This is a genomic window from Niveispirillum sp. SYP-B3756 (assembly GCF_009495745.1).
Taxonomy (GTDB): Bacteria; Pseudomonadota; Alphaproteobacteria; order Azospirillales; family Azospirillaceae; genus Niveispirillum.
On record NZ_WIDQ01000009.1, the window covers coordinates 110,695 to 126,971 of the forward strand.

At 64.8% G+C, this 16,277-nt stretch carries 12 protein-coding genes and 1 tRNA gene; 8 read left to right on the forward strand and 5 right to left on the reverse strand.

The window, feature by feature from the left end; all coding sequences use genetic code 11:
* Positions 1–9 precede the first annotated feature (9 nt).
* Both GE253_RS17685 and GE253_RS17690 read left to right on the forward strand, forming a co-directional pair.
* Positions 10–2,178 (forward strand): TonB-dependent receptor, encoded by a 2,169-nt coding sequence (locus GE253_RS17685; RefSeq protein WP_173012701.1) that lies wholly within the window; start codon positions 10–12, stop codon positions 2,176–2,178.
* A gap of 399 nt (positions 2,179–2,577) precedes the next feature.
* Positions 2,578–3,753, forward strand: coding sequence for an MFS transporter (locus GE253_RS17690; RefSeq protein ID WP_211101501.1), 1,176 nt, complete (start codon positions 2,578–2,580; stop codon positions 3,751–3,753).
* A gap of 198 nt (positions 3,754–3,951) precedes the next feature.
* Here GE253_RS17690 and GE253_RS17695 read toward each other — a convergent pair.
* Together GE253_RS17695 and GE253_RS17700 are read right to left on the reverse strand one after the other, a co-directional pair.
* Positions 3,952–4,028 (reverse strand) — tRNA-Pro (locus tag GE253_RS17695).
* Between the two features lie 233 nt (positions 4,029–4,261).
* Entirely contained in the window at positions 4,262–5,284 is a 1,023-nt protein-coding gene (locus tag GE253_RS17700; RefSeq protein ID WP_089286352.1) for a polyprenyl synthetase family protein, read from the reverse strand.
* 175 nt (positions 5,285–5,459) lie between these two features.
* On the opposite strand from GE253_RS17700, the gene GE253_RS17705 reads away from it, so the two are divergent.
* Together GE253_RS17705 and GE253_RS17710 are read left to right on the forward strand one after the other, a co-directional pair.
* The gene (locus GE253_RS17705) at positions 5,460–5,678 is read left to right on the forward strand and encodes a DUF2007 domain-containing protein (protein WP_153205472.1); all 219 of its coding nucleotides are present in this window, start codon (positions 5,460–5,462) and stop codon (positions 5,676–5,678) included.
* A 116-nt stretch (positions 5,679–5,794) separates the two neighbouring features.
* On the forward strand, positions 5,795–6,565 hold the full coding sequence (locus GE253_RS17710; protein WP_348770890.1) for a methyltransferase: 771 nt from the start codon (positions 5,795–5,797) through the stop codon (positions 6,563–6,565).
* A 36-nt stretch (positions 6,566–6,601) separates the two neighbouring features.
* On the opposite strand, the gene GE253_RS17715 is transcribed toward GE253_RS17710, so the two are convergent.
* Positions 6,602–7,693, reverse strand: coding sequence for a site-specific DNA-methyltransferase (locus GE253_RS17715; RefSeq protein WP_089286354.1), 1,092 nt, complete (start codon positions 7,691–7,693; stop codon positions 6,602–6,604).
* A gap of 93 nt (positions 7,694–7,786) precedes the next feature.
* Complete coding sequence (locus GE253_RS17720; RefSeq protein WP_153205473.1) at positions 7,787–8,422, reverse strand: ribonuclease HII; 636 nt, start codon at positions 8,420–8,422, stop codon at positions 7,787–7,789.
* Positions 8,423–8,558: 136 nt separating this feature from the next.
* Between GE253_RS17720 and hemN the strand changes: the two genes are divergently transcribed.
* A complete protein-coding gene (gene hemN / locus GE253_RS17725; protein WP_153205474.1) occupies positions 8,559–9,923 on the forward strand; it encodes an oxygen-independent coproporphyrinogen III oxidase in 1,365 nt (454 codons plus the stop codon).
* A 186-nt stretch (positions 9,924–10,109) separates the two neighbouring features.
* Here hemN and GE253_RS17730 read toward each other — a convergent pair whose 3' ends face one another.
* Positions 10,110–11,105: a putative sulfate exporter family transporter gene (locus GE253_RS17730; protein ID WP_153205475.1), complete on the reverse strand. Its 996-nt coding sequence runs from the start codon at positions 11,103–11,105 to the stop codon at positions 10,110–10,112.
* A gap of 97 nt (positions 11,106–11,202) precedes the next feature.
* Between GE253_RS17730 and GE253_RS17735 the strand changes: the two genes are divergently transcribed.
* From GE253_RS17735 to galA, 3 genes are all read left to right on the forward strand, one after another.
* Complete coding sequence (locus tag GE253_RS17735) at positions 11,203–12,102, forward strand: LysR substrate-binding domain-containing protein (protein ID WP_247878719.1); 900 nt, start codon at positions 11,203–11,205, stop codon at positions 12,100–12,102.
* A 68-nt stretch (positions 12,103–12,170) separates the two neighbouring features.
* Positions 12,171–13,049, forward strand: a complete 879-nt coding sequence (locus GE253_RS17740; protein WP_173012702.1) for an HAD family acid phosphatase — start codon at positions 12,171–12,173, stop codon at positions 13,047–13,049.
* A 137-nt stretch (positions 13,050–13,186) separates the two neighbouring features.
* The gene (gene galA, locus GE253_RS17745; protein ID WP_211101502.1) at positions 13,187–16,063 is read left to right on the forward strand and encodes a beta-galactosidase GalA; all 2,877 of its coding nucleotides are present in this window, start codon (positions 13,187–13,189) and stop codon (positions 16,061–16,063) included.
* The last annotated feature ends 214 nt before the right edge of the window (positions 16,064–16,277 follow it).

The window sequence follows — 16,277 nt, forward strand, 5'->3', positions numbered from 1 at the left end:
GGTCGCCCCATGCGTCACACCTTGCCCGCCCTTGGCCTGCTGGCCACCACCATCGTCACGCCGGCCGGCCTGGCCGATGCCGCCCCGGTGGAGGAGATTATCGTCACCGCCCGGATGCGGGCGGAAGACCCGCAAAAGGTGCCGGCCAGCCTGATTGTGCTGGATGCGGCCATCCTTGACCGCGCCGGGATCAGCAGCATTGCCAGCATCGCCAGCCATGCGCCGGGGCTGGTGGTCAGTGACCCGTTCGGGCGGTTCAACCCGGCCCCGGCCATGCGGGGCCTGTCGCAGCCGGGTACGGGGGATGAACCGTCGGTCGGCTTCTTCCTGGATGGCGTCTATATCTCCGGCCGCAGCTCCATCAATATGTTCCTGGCCGATCTGGCGCGGGTGGAGGTGCTGAAGGGCCCGCAGAACGCCCTGTTCGGCCGCAACAGTTTCGGCGGTGCCGTCAATCTGGTCACCAACCCGCCGGGGGAGGAGATAGCGGGCAGCCTGGAACTGACCGCCGGTTCCAAGGACAGGCGGGAGGCGACGGGGGCCGTCGGCGGGGCCCTGGTGCCGGGCAAGCTGTCGGCCCGGCTGAATGTGGCGCACAAGGAATATGGCGGCTTTTATAAGAACAGCGTGGCGGATGGGCCGGAGATCGGGTCGGAACAATCGACCTCCGCCGCCCTGACCCTGCGGGCCACCCCGACAGACCGGCTGGAGGCGACGTTGCGCCTGCTGACCGCGCGCGACCGCGACGGCCAGCCCAAGGGCTATTATCTGGCCACCAATTGCCAGCCGCGGGCCGGCACGGTTGCCCTGTCGCAATATTGCGGGGAAATCCCGGATTATCAGGGGGCGTTCGCCGCCAACGCCCAGCACACAGGTTTCATGCGCGATGCCCAGCGGGCGGCCCTGACGGCGCGTTACAATGCCGACGCGGTGGAAGTGACCAGCATCACCGCCATCGGGCAGGAGCGTAACGAGTTCAACCGCGATGATGATTACAGCGCCGCCCTGCTGTCCCGCGCCGGGCAACTGACCAAGCGCTGGGACGGGTCGCAGGAAATCCGCCTGCTGTCGCTGGATCAGGGGCAGGCGCTGACCTGGCTGCTGGGCGGCAGCCTCTACCGCTTTGATAACAGCACCTGGCGGCGCAATATCCAATATTTCCAGGGCCAGACCAGCCCATCCGGCGTGGCCACCGATGCCCGCACCGACAGCGCGGCGCTGTACGGATCGGCCACGCTGCGGCTGGGCCAGGGGCTGGCGGTGACCGGCGATCTGCGCTGGCAGCGCGATGCCAAGGATTTCGCCAGCACCGCCCGCAATGCCGCCGGCCAGCCTATCCGGCTGTCCGACCAATGGACCCTGTGGACGCCGCGCGTTCAGCTTTCCTGGCAGGCCAGCGACGATCTGCTGGCCTATGTCAGTGCGGCCAAGGGGATGAAATCCGGCGGCTTCAACGATATGGCCAATCTGTTCGATGCCGAACGCCGCTTCGGCCCGGAAAGCAACTGGACCTATGAGGCGGGGTTGAAATCCGTGCTGGCGGATGGCCGCCTCACCGCCAATGCCGCCTTGTTCCATATCGATTGGCGCCGGCAGCAGGTGGTGGCGGCATCCACGGCCGGGCTGCTGAATAATTTCTACACCAACAATGCCGGGCGCAGCCGGTCACGCGGGGTGGAACTGGAACTGACGGCGCGGCCGCTGGAAGGGCTGGATCTGCACGGGGCCTATAGTTTCATCGATGCCGAATTCCGGGATTATGCTGATCCGGATTACCGCGACATCCCGGCCTTTGCGGCGGTGGGGGGGCAGATTGGCGGGCTGGCCCTGCCGCGCCAGTCCCGCCATCAATTGGCCCTGGGGGCTGATTACCGGGCCGATCTGCCGCTGGATGATCTGGCGGGCTTCGCCGGGGGCGAATGGCTGTGGCAGTCGCGGCAATATGCGGAGAATTCCAACCTCTCCTGGGTGCCGGCCGACAGTAAGATCAACCTGTGGACCGGGCTGGAGAGGGGCCCCTATCGCCTGACTTTCAAGGTGCAGAACCTGCTGGATGAGCGTAACCCGCTGGTCGCCGTCCGCTTCTCCCGCCCCACGGCGGCGGGCTTCACCCGCGCCTGGCTGGTGACACCGTCGGATGGGCGGACCTGGACTGTGTCGCTGCGGGCGCGGATGTAGAGCGGATTCAATCAGGTCCGGTAGACGGTGATGGTTGCAATGGCAAAAGTGGAAAGGAAATTTCTGGCGAGCTTGTCGTACCTTGTGGCGACGCGAATGCCCTGCACCGGTATTGACCCGAAGGGCCGCGCGCTAGCGACGCCGCCAATCAAGGGGGGCTTGCGAACAGGCCCGATCCTGGCATAGTTTTGGTCCAGCCGCGAAAAATGACCGCCGCCTTTATGCCCCCGTGCCCTGCACCGGCAGCTTGAAACAGGCGGTCACGCATATCCTGCCTGCTGCCTTTCCAGGGCAAGGGGCTGGTCAGCGTCTCCCCTGAACCCGCCTGTCCTCAACAGGCTGATCGCCGGTGGCCGGTCCCCCTCGGGTGCCGTTCTGCCGGGCGGATCGGAGAGCGCCGTGCAGAACAAACCCCTTACCGTTATTTTCATCACCATCCTGCTGGATGCCATGGGCATCGGCCTGATCTTCCCCATCCTGCCGACCCTTTTGCAGTCTGTCAGCCCGCAGGCCGATATCGCGCCGCTGCTGGGTCTGCTGGCGGCCCTTTTCGCCTTGATGCAGTTTTTCTGCGCACCTCTGCTGGGGGTGCTTGCCGACCGGTTCGGGCGGCGGCCGGTTTTGCTGCTGTCCCTGGCCGGGGCAAGCATCAATTATCTGTTCCTTGCCGGCGCCGACAGCCTGTGGATGCTGTTTCTCGGCCGTGCCATTGCCGGGCTGACGGCGGCCAATATGCCGGTTGCCGCCGCCCTGATCAGCGATCTGTCGCCGGCGGCGGAACGGCCCCGGCTTTTCGGGCGGCTGAACGCCATGTTCGGCATCGGCTTCATTCTGGGGCCGATGCTGGGCGGCCTGCTGGGGGATCACGCGCTGCGGCTGCCATTCCTGGCGGCCGCCCTGCTGACGGGCGGGAACCTGCTGCTGGCCATGGTCTTGCTGCCCTCCCCCCCGCGCCCGGCGGCGATGAAGGCCCCAAGCCCCCCGTTGAACCCGCTGGCCCCCCTGCGCCAAGCCCTGCTGGCCAAGGGGTTACTGCCCCTCATCGCCATTTTCTTCATCTTCAGCGCCACGGGGGAGGCTTACGGCGTCTGCTGGGCCCTGTGGGGCCACGACACGTTCCACTGGAACGGCTTCTGGATCGGCCTTTCGCTGGGCTGCTTTGGTCTGTGTCAGACGCTGGCCCAGATGTTCCTGCCCGGCCCCGCTGTGCGGCTTCTGGGGGAGCGCGCCACCATCCTGCTGGGCTCTGCCTGTTTCTGTCTGGCCCTGCTGGTCATGGCCCTGGCGCGGCAGGGCTGGTTGATCTTCGCCATCATGCCCCTCTTCTCTTTGGGCGGCATCGGCACCCCGGCCCTGCAGGCGCTGGCAACCCGGCAGGTGGATGACGCCCGCCAGGGCTGGCTGCAAGGTGTGATGGCCGCCGCCATCAGCCTTGCCGCCATCCTGGCCCCCGCCGGCTTCTCTGGCCTTTATCTGTTGGTGCAGGCGCAATGGCCGGGGGCGGTGTGGCTGTCGGTCATTTTTCTGCACCTGCTGGGCGCGCTGCTGGTTCTGCGCCTGCCCCCCATCGGATAGGCGGCAAAGCGCTGGTATACCCAAATGCCGGAAGAATCCCTGGGCTATGATTTCACCCTTTGGCGATCCGCTCCAAGGGACGGGGGCGGGGCTGGCCGTGGATCTGGCGTGATCCGCGGCCAGAGAGCCATCATCCAAAGCGCTTGGCGCCAAAAGCAAAAAAGCCGGCTTCGACATTGTCGAAACCGGCTTTTTTATTGGTCGGAGTAAGAGGATTCGAACCTCCGGCCTCTGCCTCCCGAAAGCAGCGCTCTACCAGGCTGAGCTATACTCCGTCACTATCACCACCGGACCGTTTTACCGGCTGCCGTTTCGCTGTCGCGTCGTCGGCGCCCCGTGGCGTGGGCGGGTGTATAGCGCTATCGACGGAGCATGGCAAGCACTAGATGCAGGTTTTTTGACAAAGGGGGTGCGCATGGCAGCATTGCGCATCCAAGTGCCTGAAAGACAAAGAAAAAGGCCGGGCATTTGCCCGGCCTTGCACCCTCTCGAACCGATCTGTCGGGGATCAATAGTCGCGGTCGACCACGAAATCCAGCACCTCCAGCAGGGATTGCTTCACCGGGCTGGTGGGGAACAGGCCCAGCGCATCGCGGGCCATGGCGGCGTAATGGCGAGCCCTTTCCACACTGTCATGCAGGGTATTGTGCTTGGCCATCAGGGCGATGGCGCGGTCCAGGTCGCCCTCCTGCTGGTCCATCTCTTCCATGGTGCGGCGCCAGAAGCCCCGCTCCTCCTCATCGCCCCGGCGGAAGGCCAGCACGACGGGCAGGGTGATCTTACCCTCGCGGAAATCGTCGCCGATATTCTTGCCCAGGCGGGCCTGCACGGCGGAATAATCCAGCACATCATCCACCAACTGGAAGGCGATGCCCAGATTCATCCCGAAGCTGCGCAGCGCCTCTTCCTCCGCCCCCTTGCGGTCGGCCACCACCGCACCAATGCGGCAGGCGGCGGCGAACAGTTCCGCCGTCTTGGCCTTGATGACCTCCAGATAGGCTTCTTCGCTGGTTTCCGTGTCGTTGGTGGTGGTGAGCTGCAGCACCTCCCCCTCGGCGATCACGGCGGACGCGGTGGACAGGATGCGCAGCACATCCAGCGACCCATCCTCCACCATCACCTGGAAGGCGCGGGCGAACAGGAAATCACCGACCAGGACGGAGGATTTATTGCCGAACACGGCATTGGCGCTGGCCTGACCACGGCGCAGATCGCTTTCATCCACCACATCATCATGCAGCAGGGTGGCCGTGTGCAGGAATTCCACGCAGGCCGCCAGCGCCTTATGCCGGTCGCCCTTGTAACCGCACAGGTTGGCGGCGGCCAGCGTCAGCACGGGGCGCAGGCGCTTGCCGCCGCTGGCGATCAGGTAACCGGCCAGTTGCGGGATCAGCGCCACCGGCGACTGCATCCGGGCGATGATCAGCTCATTCACGGCGGCCAGATCGTCGCTGACCAGCGACACCAGCTTGTCGAGCGCATCCGAGCCCGGCTTGCGCCGCTTGGAATCAAGGGTGGTCACGGTGGCCACGGGTCGGATACTCCATACCAGACAAGCGGAAACAGGCCCGCGATTGACGGACCCCTGATGGCAGGGGAGCATAGCGGGGGAGGCCGCAGGGTCAAGGCCCGCGCGTGCCATGAATGGGCATGACCGCCCTGAAACTGTGGCTGGGGGCTGTCGGGCCGGATCGGATGGAGAGGGAATGGACATCATCTTGCGCAGCAACGACCCGGTGGCCCTGGCTTTTGCCCAGGCTTTGCTGGCTGATTCGGATATCGCCTGTGTCCTGTTGGACCAGCATACCGCCGCCTTGGAGGGTTCCATCGGGGCCATCCCCCGGCGGCTTTGTGTCGCGGATGAGGATGCGTCCGAAGCGCGGGATTTGCTGCGGGCGGCGGGGCTGGTCGGGGTGGAGGGCTGACGCCAACCTGCCTTTGGGCAGATTGGCGGTTGGCGACCGCCAGCCCGCCGCACGTGCGGCGCCAAGCCAAGGGCGCGGACGCGCCCGCCCGGCGATTGAGGGGGATTGTTACAACAGTGAACGGGCGTGACATATATATAGGTGTGGCGGATGCCGCCCCGGTGGCCCTGCTGGGCGGGCGTGTGAAGCTGTATCTGCCGGAAAAGGGCTATCGCGCCGCCATTGATCCGGTGCTGCTGGCGGCGGCTGTGCCGGCCGAACCGGGGCAGCAGGTGCTGGATCTGGGTTGTGGTGCCGGCGCGGCGTTATTGTGTCTGGCGGCGCGCTGTGCCGATGTGGCGCTGACCGGGCTGGACATTCAGGCTGACGCGGTGCGCTGGGCCGGGGCCGGCATTGCGGCCGGCGGCTGGGCCGACCGGGCGCGCGTGGTGCCGGGCGATGTGGCGGATATTGCCGCCTCCGGGCTGGCGCCCAACAGTTTCGATCATGTGATGACCAACCCGCCCTTCTGGGAGCTGGGGCGGCACAGCGCCTCTCCCGTCGCCGGCAAGGCCGCCAGCCATGGGGAGGGGGCGGGCGATCTGACCGGTTTCATCCAGGCCGCTTTGCGCCTGTTGAAAAGCGGCGGCAGCCTGACGGTGATTTTTCCAGCCGTTCGGCTGGCCAGCCTGCTGGCGTTGATGGAAGGAAGGTTCGGCGATATCGCCGTGCTGCCGCTCTGGCCCCGTGCCGGCGTGGCCGCGAAACGGGTGATTGTGCAGGGTCGGCGCGACCGTAAATCGCCATTGCGCCTGCTGCCCGGTCTGGTGCTACATGGGCCGGGCCAGACCTACACGCCAGAGACAGAGGCGATTTTGCGCGACGCCGCCCCGCTGCCGCTGTCGTGAAGGGGGGCGGGCCGCGATCAGCCCACCCCCGAACCCTCAATGCTTTTCGCTGATCACCTGCTGGCGCAGCACATCGATGGGGGCCAGCGAGCCTTCCTTCTGGAAATGCCAGAAGGTCCAGCCATTGCAGGCGGGCAGGCCCTGCATGGCGGCCCCCACCTTATGGATGGAGCCCTTATGTTCCCCCAGATGGTTCTGGGCCACCAGGGTGCCGTCGGCGCGCACCTTGGCGATATGGCGGCGGCGATTGTCGAACAGCATGGTGCCGGGCTTCAGATAGCCGCGTTCGATCAGGTTGCCGAACGGCACGCGCGGCTGTGTGCGCTTGGAGGTGACCTCCAGCAATTCCGGTTCGGCCACTTCCTCCACCGCTGCAATGCGTTGGTTGGCGAGGCGGGCATAATTATGCTCCCGCTCCAGCCCGATCCAGCGGCGGCGCAGGCGCTTGGCCACGGCCCCGGTGGTGCCGGTGCCGAAGAACGGGTCCAGCACCACATCATCCACCTTGGTGGAGGCCATCAGCACGCGGAACAGCAGGGATTCCGGCTTCTGCGTCGGGTGTGCCTTCTGCCCCGTCTCGTCGCGCAGCCGTTCCGACCCGGTGCAGAGCGGCAGCGTCCAGTCGCTGCGCATCTGCAAATCCTCGTTCAGCGCCTTCATCGCCTCATAGGCGAAGTAATATTTGCTGTCCTTGGATTTGGACGCCCAGATCATGGTTTCGTGGGCATTGGCGAAGCGCCGGCCTTTGAAATTGGGCATCGGGTTGGATTTGCGCCAGATAATGTCGTTCAGCACCCAGAACCCCAGATCCTGCAAAATGCTGCCGACGCGGAAAATATTGTGATAACTGCCGATCACCCACAGGGTGCCGTCATCCTTCAACGTATGGCGGGCGGCTGATAACCAGTCGCGGGTGAAGCGGTCATAGGTTTCAAAATCCTGGAACCGGTCCCATTCCTCATCCACCCCATCAACACGGGTGTGGTTGGGGCGAAGGAGATCGCCATTCAGTTGCAGGTTATAGGGCGGATCGGCAAAAACCATATCGACAGAGCCGGCGGGCATGTCCCGCATCAACTGCACACAGTCGCCGACGAGAATCCGGTTGGTTGTCAGGGTTTCACGCATGGTATTTGCCGCCGAATCGGGAGTTCATTTTCGCCGACAATGATTCGGCCCCGAGTCGCCGTCAACTGGAATTTTTCTGAAGAGTCAGAAGAGTCAGAGAGTTAAGGCCAATTGTTGGGAAACAGGTGCAAAAGAACGCCGGTGATGGGGGGTCGCACCCAGTGTTTTAATGGCCGCGCGATGCTGGGCTGTGCCGTACCCCTGGTTCCGTTCCCAACCATATCCGGGGTATTCCAGCGCCAATTGCCCCATCATCTTGTCCCGCGTCACCTTGGCGATGATGGAGGCGGCGGCGATGGACAGTGACAATGCATCGCCATTCACCAATGTTTGCACGGCACAGGGCAGGGGCGGGCGCTGATTGCCATCCACCAGCGCCATTGCCGGCATTTTGCCCGTCATCGCCGCCAAACCGTCCACGGCGCGGCGCATAGCCAGGAAGGTGGCCTGGAGAATATTGATCTCATCAATTTCCGCCACGCTGGCGATGCCGACGCCATAGGGGGCGTTTTGGCAGATCAGCGCGAACAGGGCTTCGCGCTTGGCCTGCTTCACCACCTTGCTGTCATCAATGCCGGCGCACCAGTCCGGGATGCCGCCGCTACAGGGCAGCAGCACGGCGGCGGCAACCACGGGGCCGGCCAGCGGGCCGCGCCCGGCTTCGTCAACGCCGCAGACGGGGAAGGTTTCGGCATGGCCGAGGCGGATTTCATAGGACAGGTCAGGCATGGCGCTGGTGTCGCAGAAGCACGCGGCGGGCGCAAGGGGGCTTGGTTTTGGATGGCGATTGCGCTGGATCAAAGCGCGGATATGTCGGCGGGCGCATGGTACGGCCACAATCGTTCCCTCGCTGTCAGGGCCCATCATGCATCCCGATCTCGTCGCCAAATATCGTCACCAGCGGGTTCCCCGGTACACGTCTTACCCGGCCTCCCCGCATTTCGCCCCCTCGGTGACGTCGGAGACCTATCGCGGTTGGTTGCGACGGCTGGACACGACGTCCACCCTGTCGCTTTACCTGCATGTGCCCTTCTGCCGGACCATGTGCTGGTATTGCGGCTGCCATACCAGCGTCGTCCGCCATGAAGATCCCGTCTGGGCCTATCTGGCGGCAATGACGACGGAGATGCGCACCGTGGCCGCCCTGCTGCCGCAGGGCGAACAGGGCGGGCCTGCGGTGCGGCATGTGCATTTCGGCGGCGGCACCCCGACCTTGATGCCGGCCGACGCCATGCGGTCGCTGATGGCGGAGATGCGCACGCGGTTCAATATCGCGCCCGATGCCGAACTGGCGGTGGAGATCGACCCGCGTACCTTGCTGCCGGAGATGATCCAGGCGCTGGGCGATACCGGTTTCACCCGCGCCTCGCTGGGGGTGCAGAGCTTTGACCCGGCGGTGCAGGCGGCCATTAACCGCATCCAGCCGCCGGGGCTGACCCGCGCGGCGGTCCAGGGGCTGCGGGGGGCCGGCATCCAGGCCATCAATCTGGACCTGATCTATGGTCTGCCGCGCCAGACGGTGGCGAGTTGCGTTGATACGGTGCGCCAGGCGGTGGCGCTGTCGCCTGACCGGCTGTCCATTTTCGGCTACGCCCATATGCCCGGTTTCAAGGCGCATCAGGCCCGCATCAACGAGGCGGATTTGCCCGATGCCGATGCACGGATGGCGCAGAATCTGGCCATTGAGCAGACCTTGCTGGATGAAGGCTATGTGCGGATCGGCCTGGACCATTTCGCTAAGCCGGATGATCCCATCGCGCTGGCCGCCGCCAATGGCACCTTGCGGCGCAATTTCCAGGGCTACACCACCGATGCGGCCGATGCGTTGCTGGGCTTTGGTGCCTCGGCCATCGGGCGGTTGCCGCAGGGTTATGTGGCCAATGTGCTGCCGGTACCGGCCTATATGAAATCGGTGGAGGATACCGGGCTGGCGGTGGCGCGTGGATATCGCATGACCCTGGATGACCGGATGCGGGCGGCCCTGATCGAACGGCTGATGTGCCATTTCAGCGTCGATCTGGCCGAACTGGCGGCTGAACATGGGCTGCACCCGGACAGCATCATGCCGGAGGGGCCGGCCCTATCGGCGCTGCTGGCCGATGGGGTGGCGGAACTGCATGGCCATCGGATCAGCGTGCCGGAAAGCGCCCGCCCCCTGGTGCGCAGCGTGGCCGCCCTGTTCGATGCCCATCTGGACCCGGAGAGCGGGCGGCACAGCAAGGCGATTTGATAAAGAGGGTAAGGCAGAAGGCTTCTGGGCACACCTCCATAAATTCCTTCTTTTTCATATACCTAACCGTCATTCCTGCGAAGGCGGGAATCCATACGACAACGCAGATTTTGGATTCCCGCCTTCGCGGGAATGACGGTGGTGAAATGATGAGGCGTCGTGAAAGCACGACTTTCTGGGGGGTATTTACGGCTGCACGATCCAGATCAGGCCCAGGGCCAGCCCCACCAGGGCCAGCAATGACAGGGATGCGGCGGCCAGCACCCGGCCGCCGCCCTGGGCCAAGCCCCGCAGATTGATGGAAAGCCCCAGCGCCGCCATGGCCCACAGGGTCAGCCCGTGGGCAACTTCACCCACCGGGGCGGCCAGCCCGTCTGGCACCAGACCGGCGGCGCGCAGCCCGGCCAGGGCGGCGAAACCGATGATGAACCAGGGCAGCAGCGGCGGGCGGCCCTGGCTGGGCAGGTTATGGCGGCGGTGCAGCAGCGTCAGGCCCAGGCTCACCGGTCCCAGCATCACCACCCGCGCCAGCTTCACCAACGTCGCCATATGCAGGCTGAGCGCGCCGGTCAGCGCGGTGGCGGCGGCCACCTGCGGCACGGCATAGACGGTCAGGCCCGCCAGCACGCCATACCGCAATTCCCCCATCCCCGGCAGAAACAGCGCCAGCGGCAGCAGCAAGACCGCCCCGATGCCCAGCAGGGCGGTGAAGGTCAAGGCCGTCGCCACTTCCTGTTCAGAGGCGGCAACCACCGGGGCGGCAGCGGCGATGGCGCTGTTGCCGCAGATGGAATTGCCGCAGGCCACCAGCAGGGCCAACCGGTGCCCCAGCCCGCAGCCCCGCCCGATGCCGTAACCGATCAGCAGCGACAGCCCCACCAGCAGGGCAATGCCGCCCAGCAGCAGCGGCCCGGCGGCCAGCATAGCGCGGCTGTCCAGCGTGGCCCCCAGCAGCACCACCGCCAGTTCCAGGGGCCGTTTCGCCGCCAGATGGATGCCGGTTTCCAGCCCCCCCATCTGCGGCTTCACGCTGCGGATGCCGGCCCCGATCAGGATGGCCAGGATCAAGCCATCCAGCGGCAACCAATGATGCAGGCCCAGGGCCGCCAGCGCCACGGCGGCAGCGGCACCCATGCCGGGCAGGCTGGGCAAGGGCAGGGGGCGGGCGGATAGGGTCAGCATGGCACGGGACCGGGGCTCGTTTTCCTGTCTCCACCCTGCGCCCCTGCTTTTAAGCAATCCAACGAATGATATTTCTTGATATGATCGATAAAACCGAATGATTGGCCAATCCATGACCCTGGAACAATTGCGCATCTTCCTGGCGGTGGCGGAACGGGAGCATGTGACCCGTGCGGCCGAGGCGCTGCATCTGACGCAATCCGCCGTCAGTGCCGCCATCCGCGCGCTGGAGGAACGGCACGGTGTGACCTTGCTGCACCGGGTGGGGCGTCGGGTGGAACTGACCCCGGCGGGCCGCGCCTTTCAGGGGGAGGCGGCGGGCGTGCTGGCGCGGGTGCAGGCAGCCGAACAGGTGCTGGCCGATCTGGCCGGCTTGCGAAGTGGCAGCCTCTCCATCGGGGCCAGCCAGACGGTGGCCTCCTATTGGTTGCCGCGATATCTGGTGCGGTTCCGCCAGCTTTATCCCGGCGTAGAGCCGCATCTGGCCGTGGGCAACAGTGATGCCGTCGCCCATTGGGTGCTGGAGGGCAAGGCCGAGCTGGGCGTGGTGGAAGGCGATGTGGATGATGTGGCCTTGCAGGTGACGCCCGTGGCGGATGACCGGCTGACCATCGTGGTTGCCCCCGGTCACCCCTGGGTCGGGCCGCATGTGGCGGGGATCGCGTTCGATCCCGCCAGCACCGCCTGGGTGATGCGCGAACCCGGTTCCGGCACCCGTGCGGCCTTTACCGCCGCCTTGCCCCGGCTGGGGCTGACGCTGGAACGGCTGACGGTGGCGCTGGAACTGCCGTCGAATGAGGCTGTTTGCGCAGCGGTGCAGGCGGGTGCCGGTGCGGCGGCCCTGTCGGTGCATGTGGTGGCCCCGCTGATCGCCGCCGGGCGGCTGGCTGCCGTAGGCCCCAGCTTGCCGGCCCGGCGTTTCAGCCTGATCCAGCATCGGGAACGCTACCGCACCCGTGCGGTGCAGGCATTCAGCGACCTGTTGCAGGCCGGATAGCGGGTGGACAGGGAGGGGAGTGCTGGGCATTGTGCGGGCAGGCAACAATGTCACCAAAGTGTCATAAAATGCGATCCATCACCCTGCTGTCCTTGGCGAGTGCTGCTGTGGCGCTCTCCGCCTGTTCCATCCATGTGAATGACCGTCCGCGCGATGCGGCCCCGCCGCCGCCTGTGGCCCAGGCGGCCCCCGGCCCGCTGGATGATCCGCGCCTGATCGCCACCCTGTTCATGCAGCGGTCGGAAGAATTCAAGCGCCTGTCCGAACAATCCTATGCCCTGGCGAAGATCAAGCTGCCGGCGGCCCTGTCCGCGCCCGGTTCGGCGGCGCTGGAACAGGCCGATGGCGGGGCTGGCAAGCCGCCGGCTGCCATTTTCGATGTGGATGAGACGGTGCTGGACAACAGCCCCCACATGGCCCGCGCCATCCTGAAGGGCGAGCGTGATTTCAATCTGGCCACCTGGGACCAGTGGGTCGGTGAACGCCGCGCTACACCGATGCCGGGTGCCGTGGATTTCGTGGCGGAACTGCGCCGCAACAAGGTGCGGGTCGTCTTCATCACCAACCGGGAATGCAAGCCGCGCCCGGCCAATCCCGGCGATGCCTGCCCGCAGCACGCCGATACGTTGGTCAATTTGAAGGCGGCCGGCTTTGGCGATGTGGCGCCGGCTGACCTGATGTTGAAGGGCCAGAATGGCTGGCCCAGCGATAAAGCCAGCCGCCGCCAGGAAGTGGCGAAGACCAACCGGATCGTCATGTCCTTTGGCGATCAGTTGAGCGATATGCTGACCGTCACCCGCCAGCAGGGCCCCGATGAACGGGCCGCCATCGCCGCCCGCTATAAATCCCTGTGGGAAACCCGTTGGATCGTCATTCCCAACCCCACCTATGGCGCTTGGTATGACAGCATCAAGGAACCGGTGACCAACGCGCTGCGGGTGGAGTGACGGGGGCAGGGGCTTTGCCGAAATTGTCTATGTAGTGCTGGCGGCGCCATTGTTTCTGTGAGCCAATGGCGTTGCGTCTCCTTCCATTTTTGGCTAATTTATATGACAAATTATAAATCAGACAAAATGGAGGAAATATGCATCGGCGGCACTTCCTGATGGGCACGGGGGCGGCTGTCGCCGCAGCACCATTGTCCGGTCTGCTGGGGCACCTGGTGGGCACGGGCAGCGCCTTGGCCAGCAGCCCGAAGGCACCGATGGCCGTGGCCCTGGGGCCCCGGCAAATCCTCTCGCTCAATCGCGGCTGGCGTTTCCATGAAGGCGATATTCCGTTCCCCGAACTGCTGAGCCACGAAGAAACCTATGAGAATGCCAAGGCCGGCATCTCCTTCGGGGCGGCCTCACCGGCCTATGATGATACCGGTTGGGCGGCCGTGGAACTGCCGCATGATTTTGTCAGCTTCCAGCGGCACAGTGAAAAGGCCAATGTCTCCCAGGGCTACCGCCCGCGCGGCTATGCCTGGTACCGCACCACCCTGCGTTTTGATGAGAGCGACCGGGGCCGGCATATTGAGCTGCAACTGGATGGCATCTCCACCTATGCCACCATCTGGTTCAACGGCACCCTGGTGCGGCGCAGCTGGAGCGGCTATAGCGCCGTCAATATTGATCTGACGCCCTTCATCACTTATGGCAATGCTGGCAATTCGCTGGTGGTGCGGGTGGATGCGCAGTCCATGGAGGGCTGGTGGTATGAGGGCGGCGGCATTTACCGCAATGTCCGCATCGTCAAGCGGGCGCCGGTGCATATCGCCACCGATGGCGTTTCCGCCCATCCGGTGAAACAGGGCGATGGCTGGACCATACCGTTGACCGTCCAGGTCAATTCCAGCGCCAAGCGCACTATGCCGGTGCGGTTGACGGCCGAACTGACCGGGCCGGACGGCAAGATCGTCGCCCGGTCGGAGGCGACGGGCAGCATCACCGATTTTGACAGCATCACCCTGTCCGCCCCGATGCAACTGGCCAGCCCCCAGCTCTGGAGCCTGGAGCAGCCGGCCCTTTACACCGTTACCACCCGGCTGTGGGAAAATGGCGCGCTGACGGATGAGGGGACGACGGAAATCGGTTTCCGCACCCAGCGCTTTGACGCGGAGAAGGGTTTCTTCCTCAATGACCGGCCGGTGAAGCTGAAGGGTGTCTGCATCCATCAGGATCATGCCGGCGTCGGCACGGCCATTCCCTATGGGTTGCTGGAATTCCGGCTGCGGCGGTTGAAGGAACTGGGCTGCAACGCCATCCGCTGTTCGCACAATGCGCAAGACCCGGCCTTTTACCGGCTATGCGATCGGCTGGGCCTGCTGGTGATGGATGAAAACCGCTGTTTCAATCCCTCACCCGACCAGATGGCGCAGTTGGAATGGCTGGTGCGGGCCCACCGGAACCATCCCAGCATCATCCTCTGGTCGGTGTTCAATGAAGAACCGATGCAGGGCACGGAAGCGGGCTATGAAATGGTGATGCGCATGGCCGATGTCGTGCGCGAACTGGACCCGACGCGCCCGGTGACGGCGGCCATGAATGGCGGCCTGTTCACCAAGATCAATGTCTCCCAGGCGGTGGATGTGGTGGGCTTCAATTATCAGCCCAAGGATTATGACGCCTTCCACAAGGCCAACCCCAGCAAGCCGATGCTGTCATCGGAGGATACGTCGGCCTTTTCCACGCGCGGTGAGTTCATCACCGACAAGGAACGCCATATCGCCAGTTCCTATGATGATGAGGCGGCCCCCTGGGGCGCCACCCACCGCAAGGCCTGGAAGGAAATCGCCACCCGCGATTTCGTGGCCGGCGGCTTTGTCTGGACCGGGTTTGATTATCATGGGGAGCCGACGCCGCACACTTGGCCGTCCAACAGTTCCTTCTTCGGCATCATGGATCTGTGCGGCTTTGAAAAGACGGCCTTCCATATCCATCAGGCGCAATGGGTGGATGACCGCCCCGTGCTGGCCATTGCCCCGCACTGGAACTGGCCGGGCAAGGAGGGTCAGCCCATCCGTGTGATGGTGATGAGCAATGCGGAAGAGGTGGAACTGCGCCTGAATGGCAAGAGCCTGGGCCGGCAGAAGGGCGACCGGCTGGAGATGAATTGGTTTCAGGTGCCCTATCAGCCGGGCAAGCTGGAGGCGCTGGGCTTTACCGGCGGGATGCCGGTGGCCAAGGCAGTGGTGGAAACCACCGGCCCGGCCAAGGCGCTGCGGCTGGTGGCCGACCGCAAGCAACTGGCCGGGGATGGGATTGACGCCCAGCCGATCCGGGTGGAAGTGGTGGATGGGGCCGGGCGGGTGGTGCCCGATGCCAAGCCGATGATCCGCTTTGCCATTGTGGATGGGCGGATCATCGGCCTGGGTAATGGCGACCCCAATTCCATCGAACCGGAAAAGGGCGACCGCCGGTCGGCCTTCAACGGGTTGGCGCAGGTGATCGTGCAGAGCAATGCGGGCACGTCCGGCACGCTGCGCCTGTCTGCGGAGGCGGATGGGTTGAAGCCGGCCAAGTTGACCATTGAGATCAAACCCGATCTGGGGCCGGCCTATCAGCCGGTGTTTGAGCGCAATATCTTCACGCTGGGCCGCTGGCGGGTTTCACCCTGGTCGGCCACGCCCTTGGACCCGACGGCGGGGCTGGCCGACAATGACATGAATTCCTGGTCGCCCTATCGCAGCGGCAGCCTGCTGCCGGCACCGGATCGGGAGGTCTATGTCATGTGCGCCATCACCATCGAACCCTATGCCGGCATTCAGAAGGCGGGTGGCACGCTGGTGTTTGACAAGGTGACGGGGGCGGTGGAGGTGTTCGCCAATGGCCGCCGGATCGGCGGCCGGACAGAGGCCACCGCCGCCCCGCTGTCGCTGGACCTGCCACCGGCCACGGGCAAACAGAAGATCGCCGTGCTGTTCCGGGTGCAACCGGGCCAGCAATATGGGCTGGAAGGGGCGGTGCGGATTTTGTAAGAGTCCGTCTGAAAACTTTTCCTTCTTTCTCAACATGTTAATGTTTTAATCCCGTCACCCCGGCGAAGGCCGGGGTCCAGTTTCGTAGAGCAAAGCGCCTGTGATTCTGGACCCCGGCCGCAGCATGGGTGACTGCAGCGTTTGAAGAAAAGACGTGTAAGACGTTGAGATAATGTGAAACTTTCCGGACGGACTCTAAGCCGTACCGGGTGGG

Bases quoted from the DNA above. Each gene is read 5' to 3' on its own strand.
- galA (WP_211101502.1), top strand. From the start codon at position 13,187: ATGCATCGGCGGCACTTCCTGATGGGCACGGGGGCGGCTGTCGCCGCA.
- GE253_RS17715 (WP_089286354.1), bottom strand. From the start codon at position 7,693: ATGCGTGAAACCCTGACAACCAACCGGATTCTCGTCGGCGACTGTGTG.
- GE253_RS17740 (WP_173012702.1), top strand. From the start codon at position 12,171: ATGCGATCCATCACCCTGCTGTCCTTGGCGAGTGCTGCTGTGGCGCTC.
- GE253_RS17735 (WP_247878719.1), top strand. From the start codon at position 11,203: ATGATTGGCCAATCCATGACCCTGGAACAATTGCGCATCTTCCTGGCG.
- GE253_RS17685 (WP_173012701.1), top strand. From the start codon at position 10: ATGCGTCACACCTTGCCCGCCCTTGGCCTGCTGGCCACCACCATCGTC.
- hemN (WP_153205474.1), top strand. From the start codon at position 8,559: ATGCATCCCGATCTCGTCGCCAAATATCGTCACCAGCGGGTTCCCCGG.
- GE253_RS17730 (WP_153205475.1), bottom strand. From the start codon at position 11,105: ATGCTGACCCTATCCGCCCGCCCCCTGCCCTTGCCCAGCCTGCCCGGC.
- GE253_RS17720 (WP_153205473.1), bottom strand. From the start codon at position 8,422: ATGCCTGACCTGTCCTATGAAATCCGCCTCGGCCATGCCGAAACCTTC.
- GE253_RS17705 (WP_153205472.1), top strand. From the start codon at position 5,460: ATGGACATCATCTTGCGCAGCAACGACCCGGTGGCCCTGGCTTTTGCC.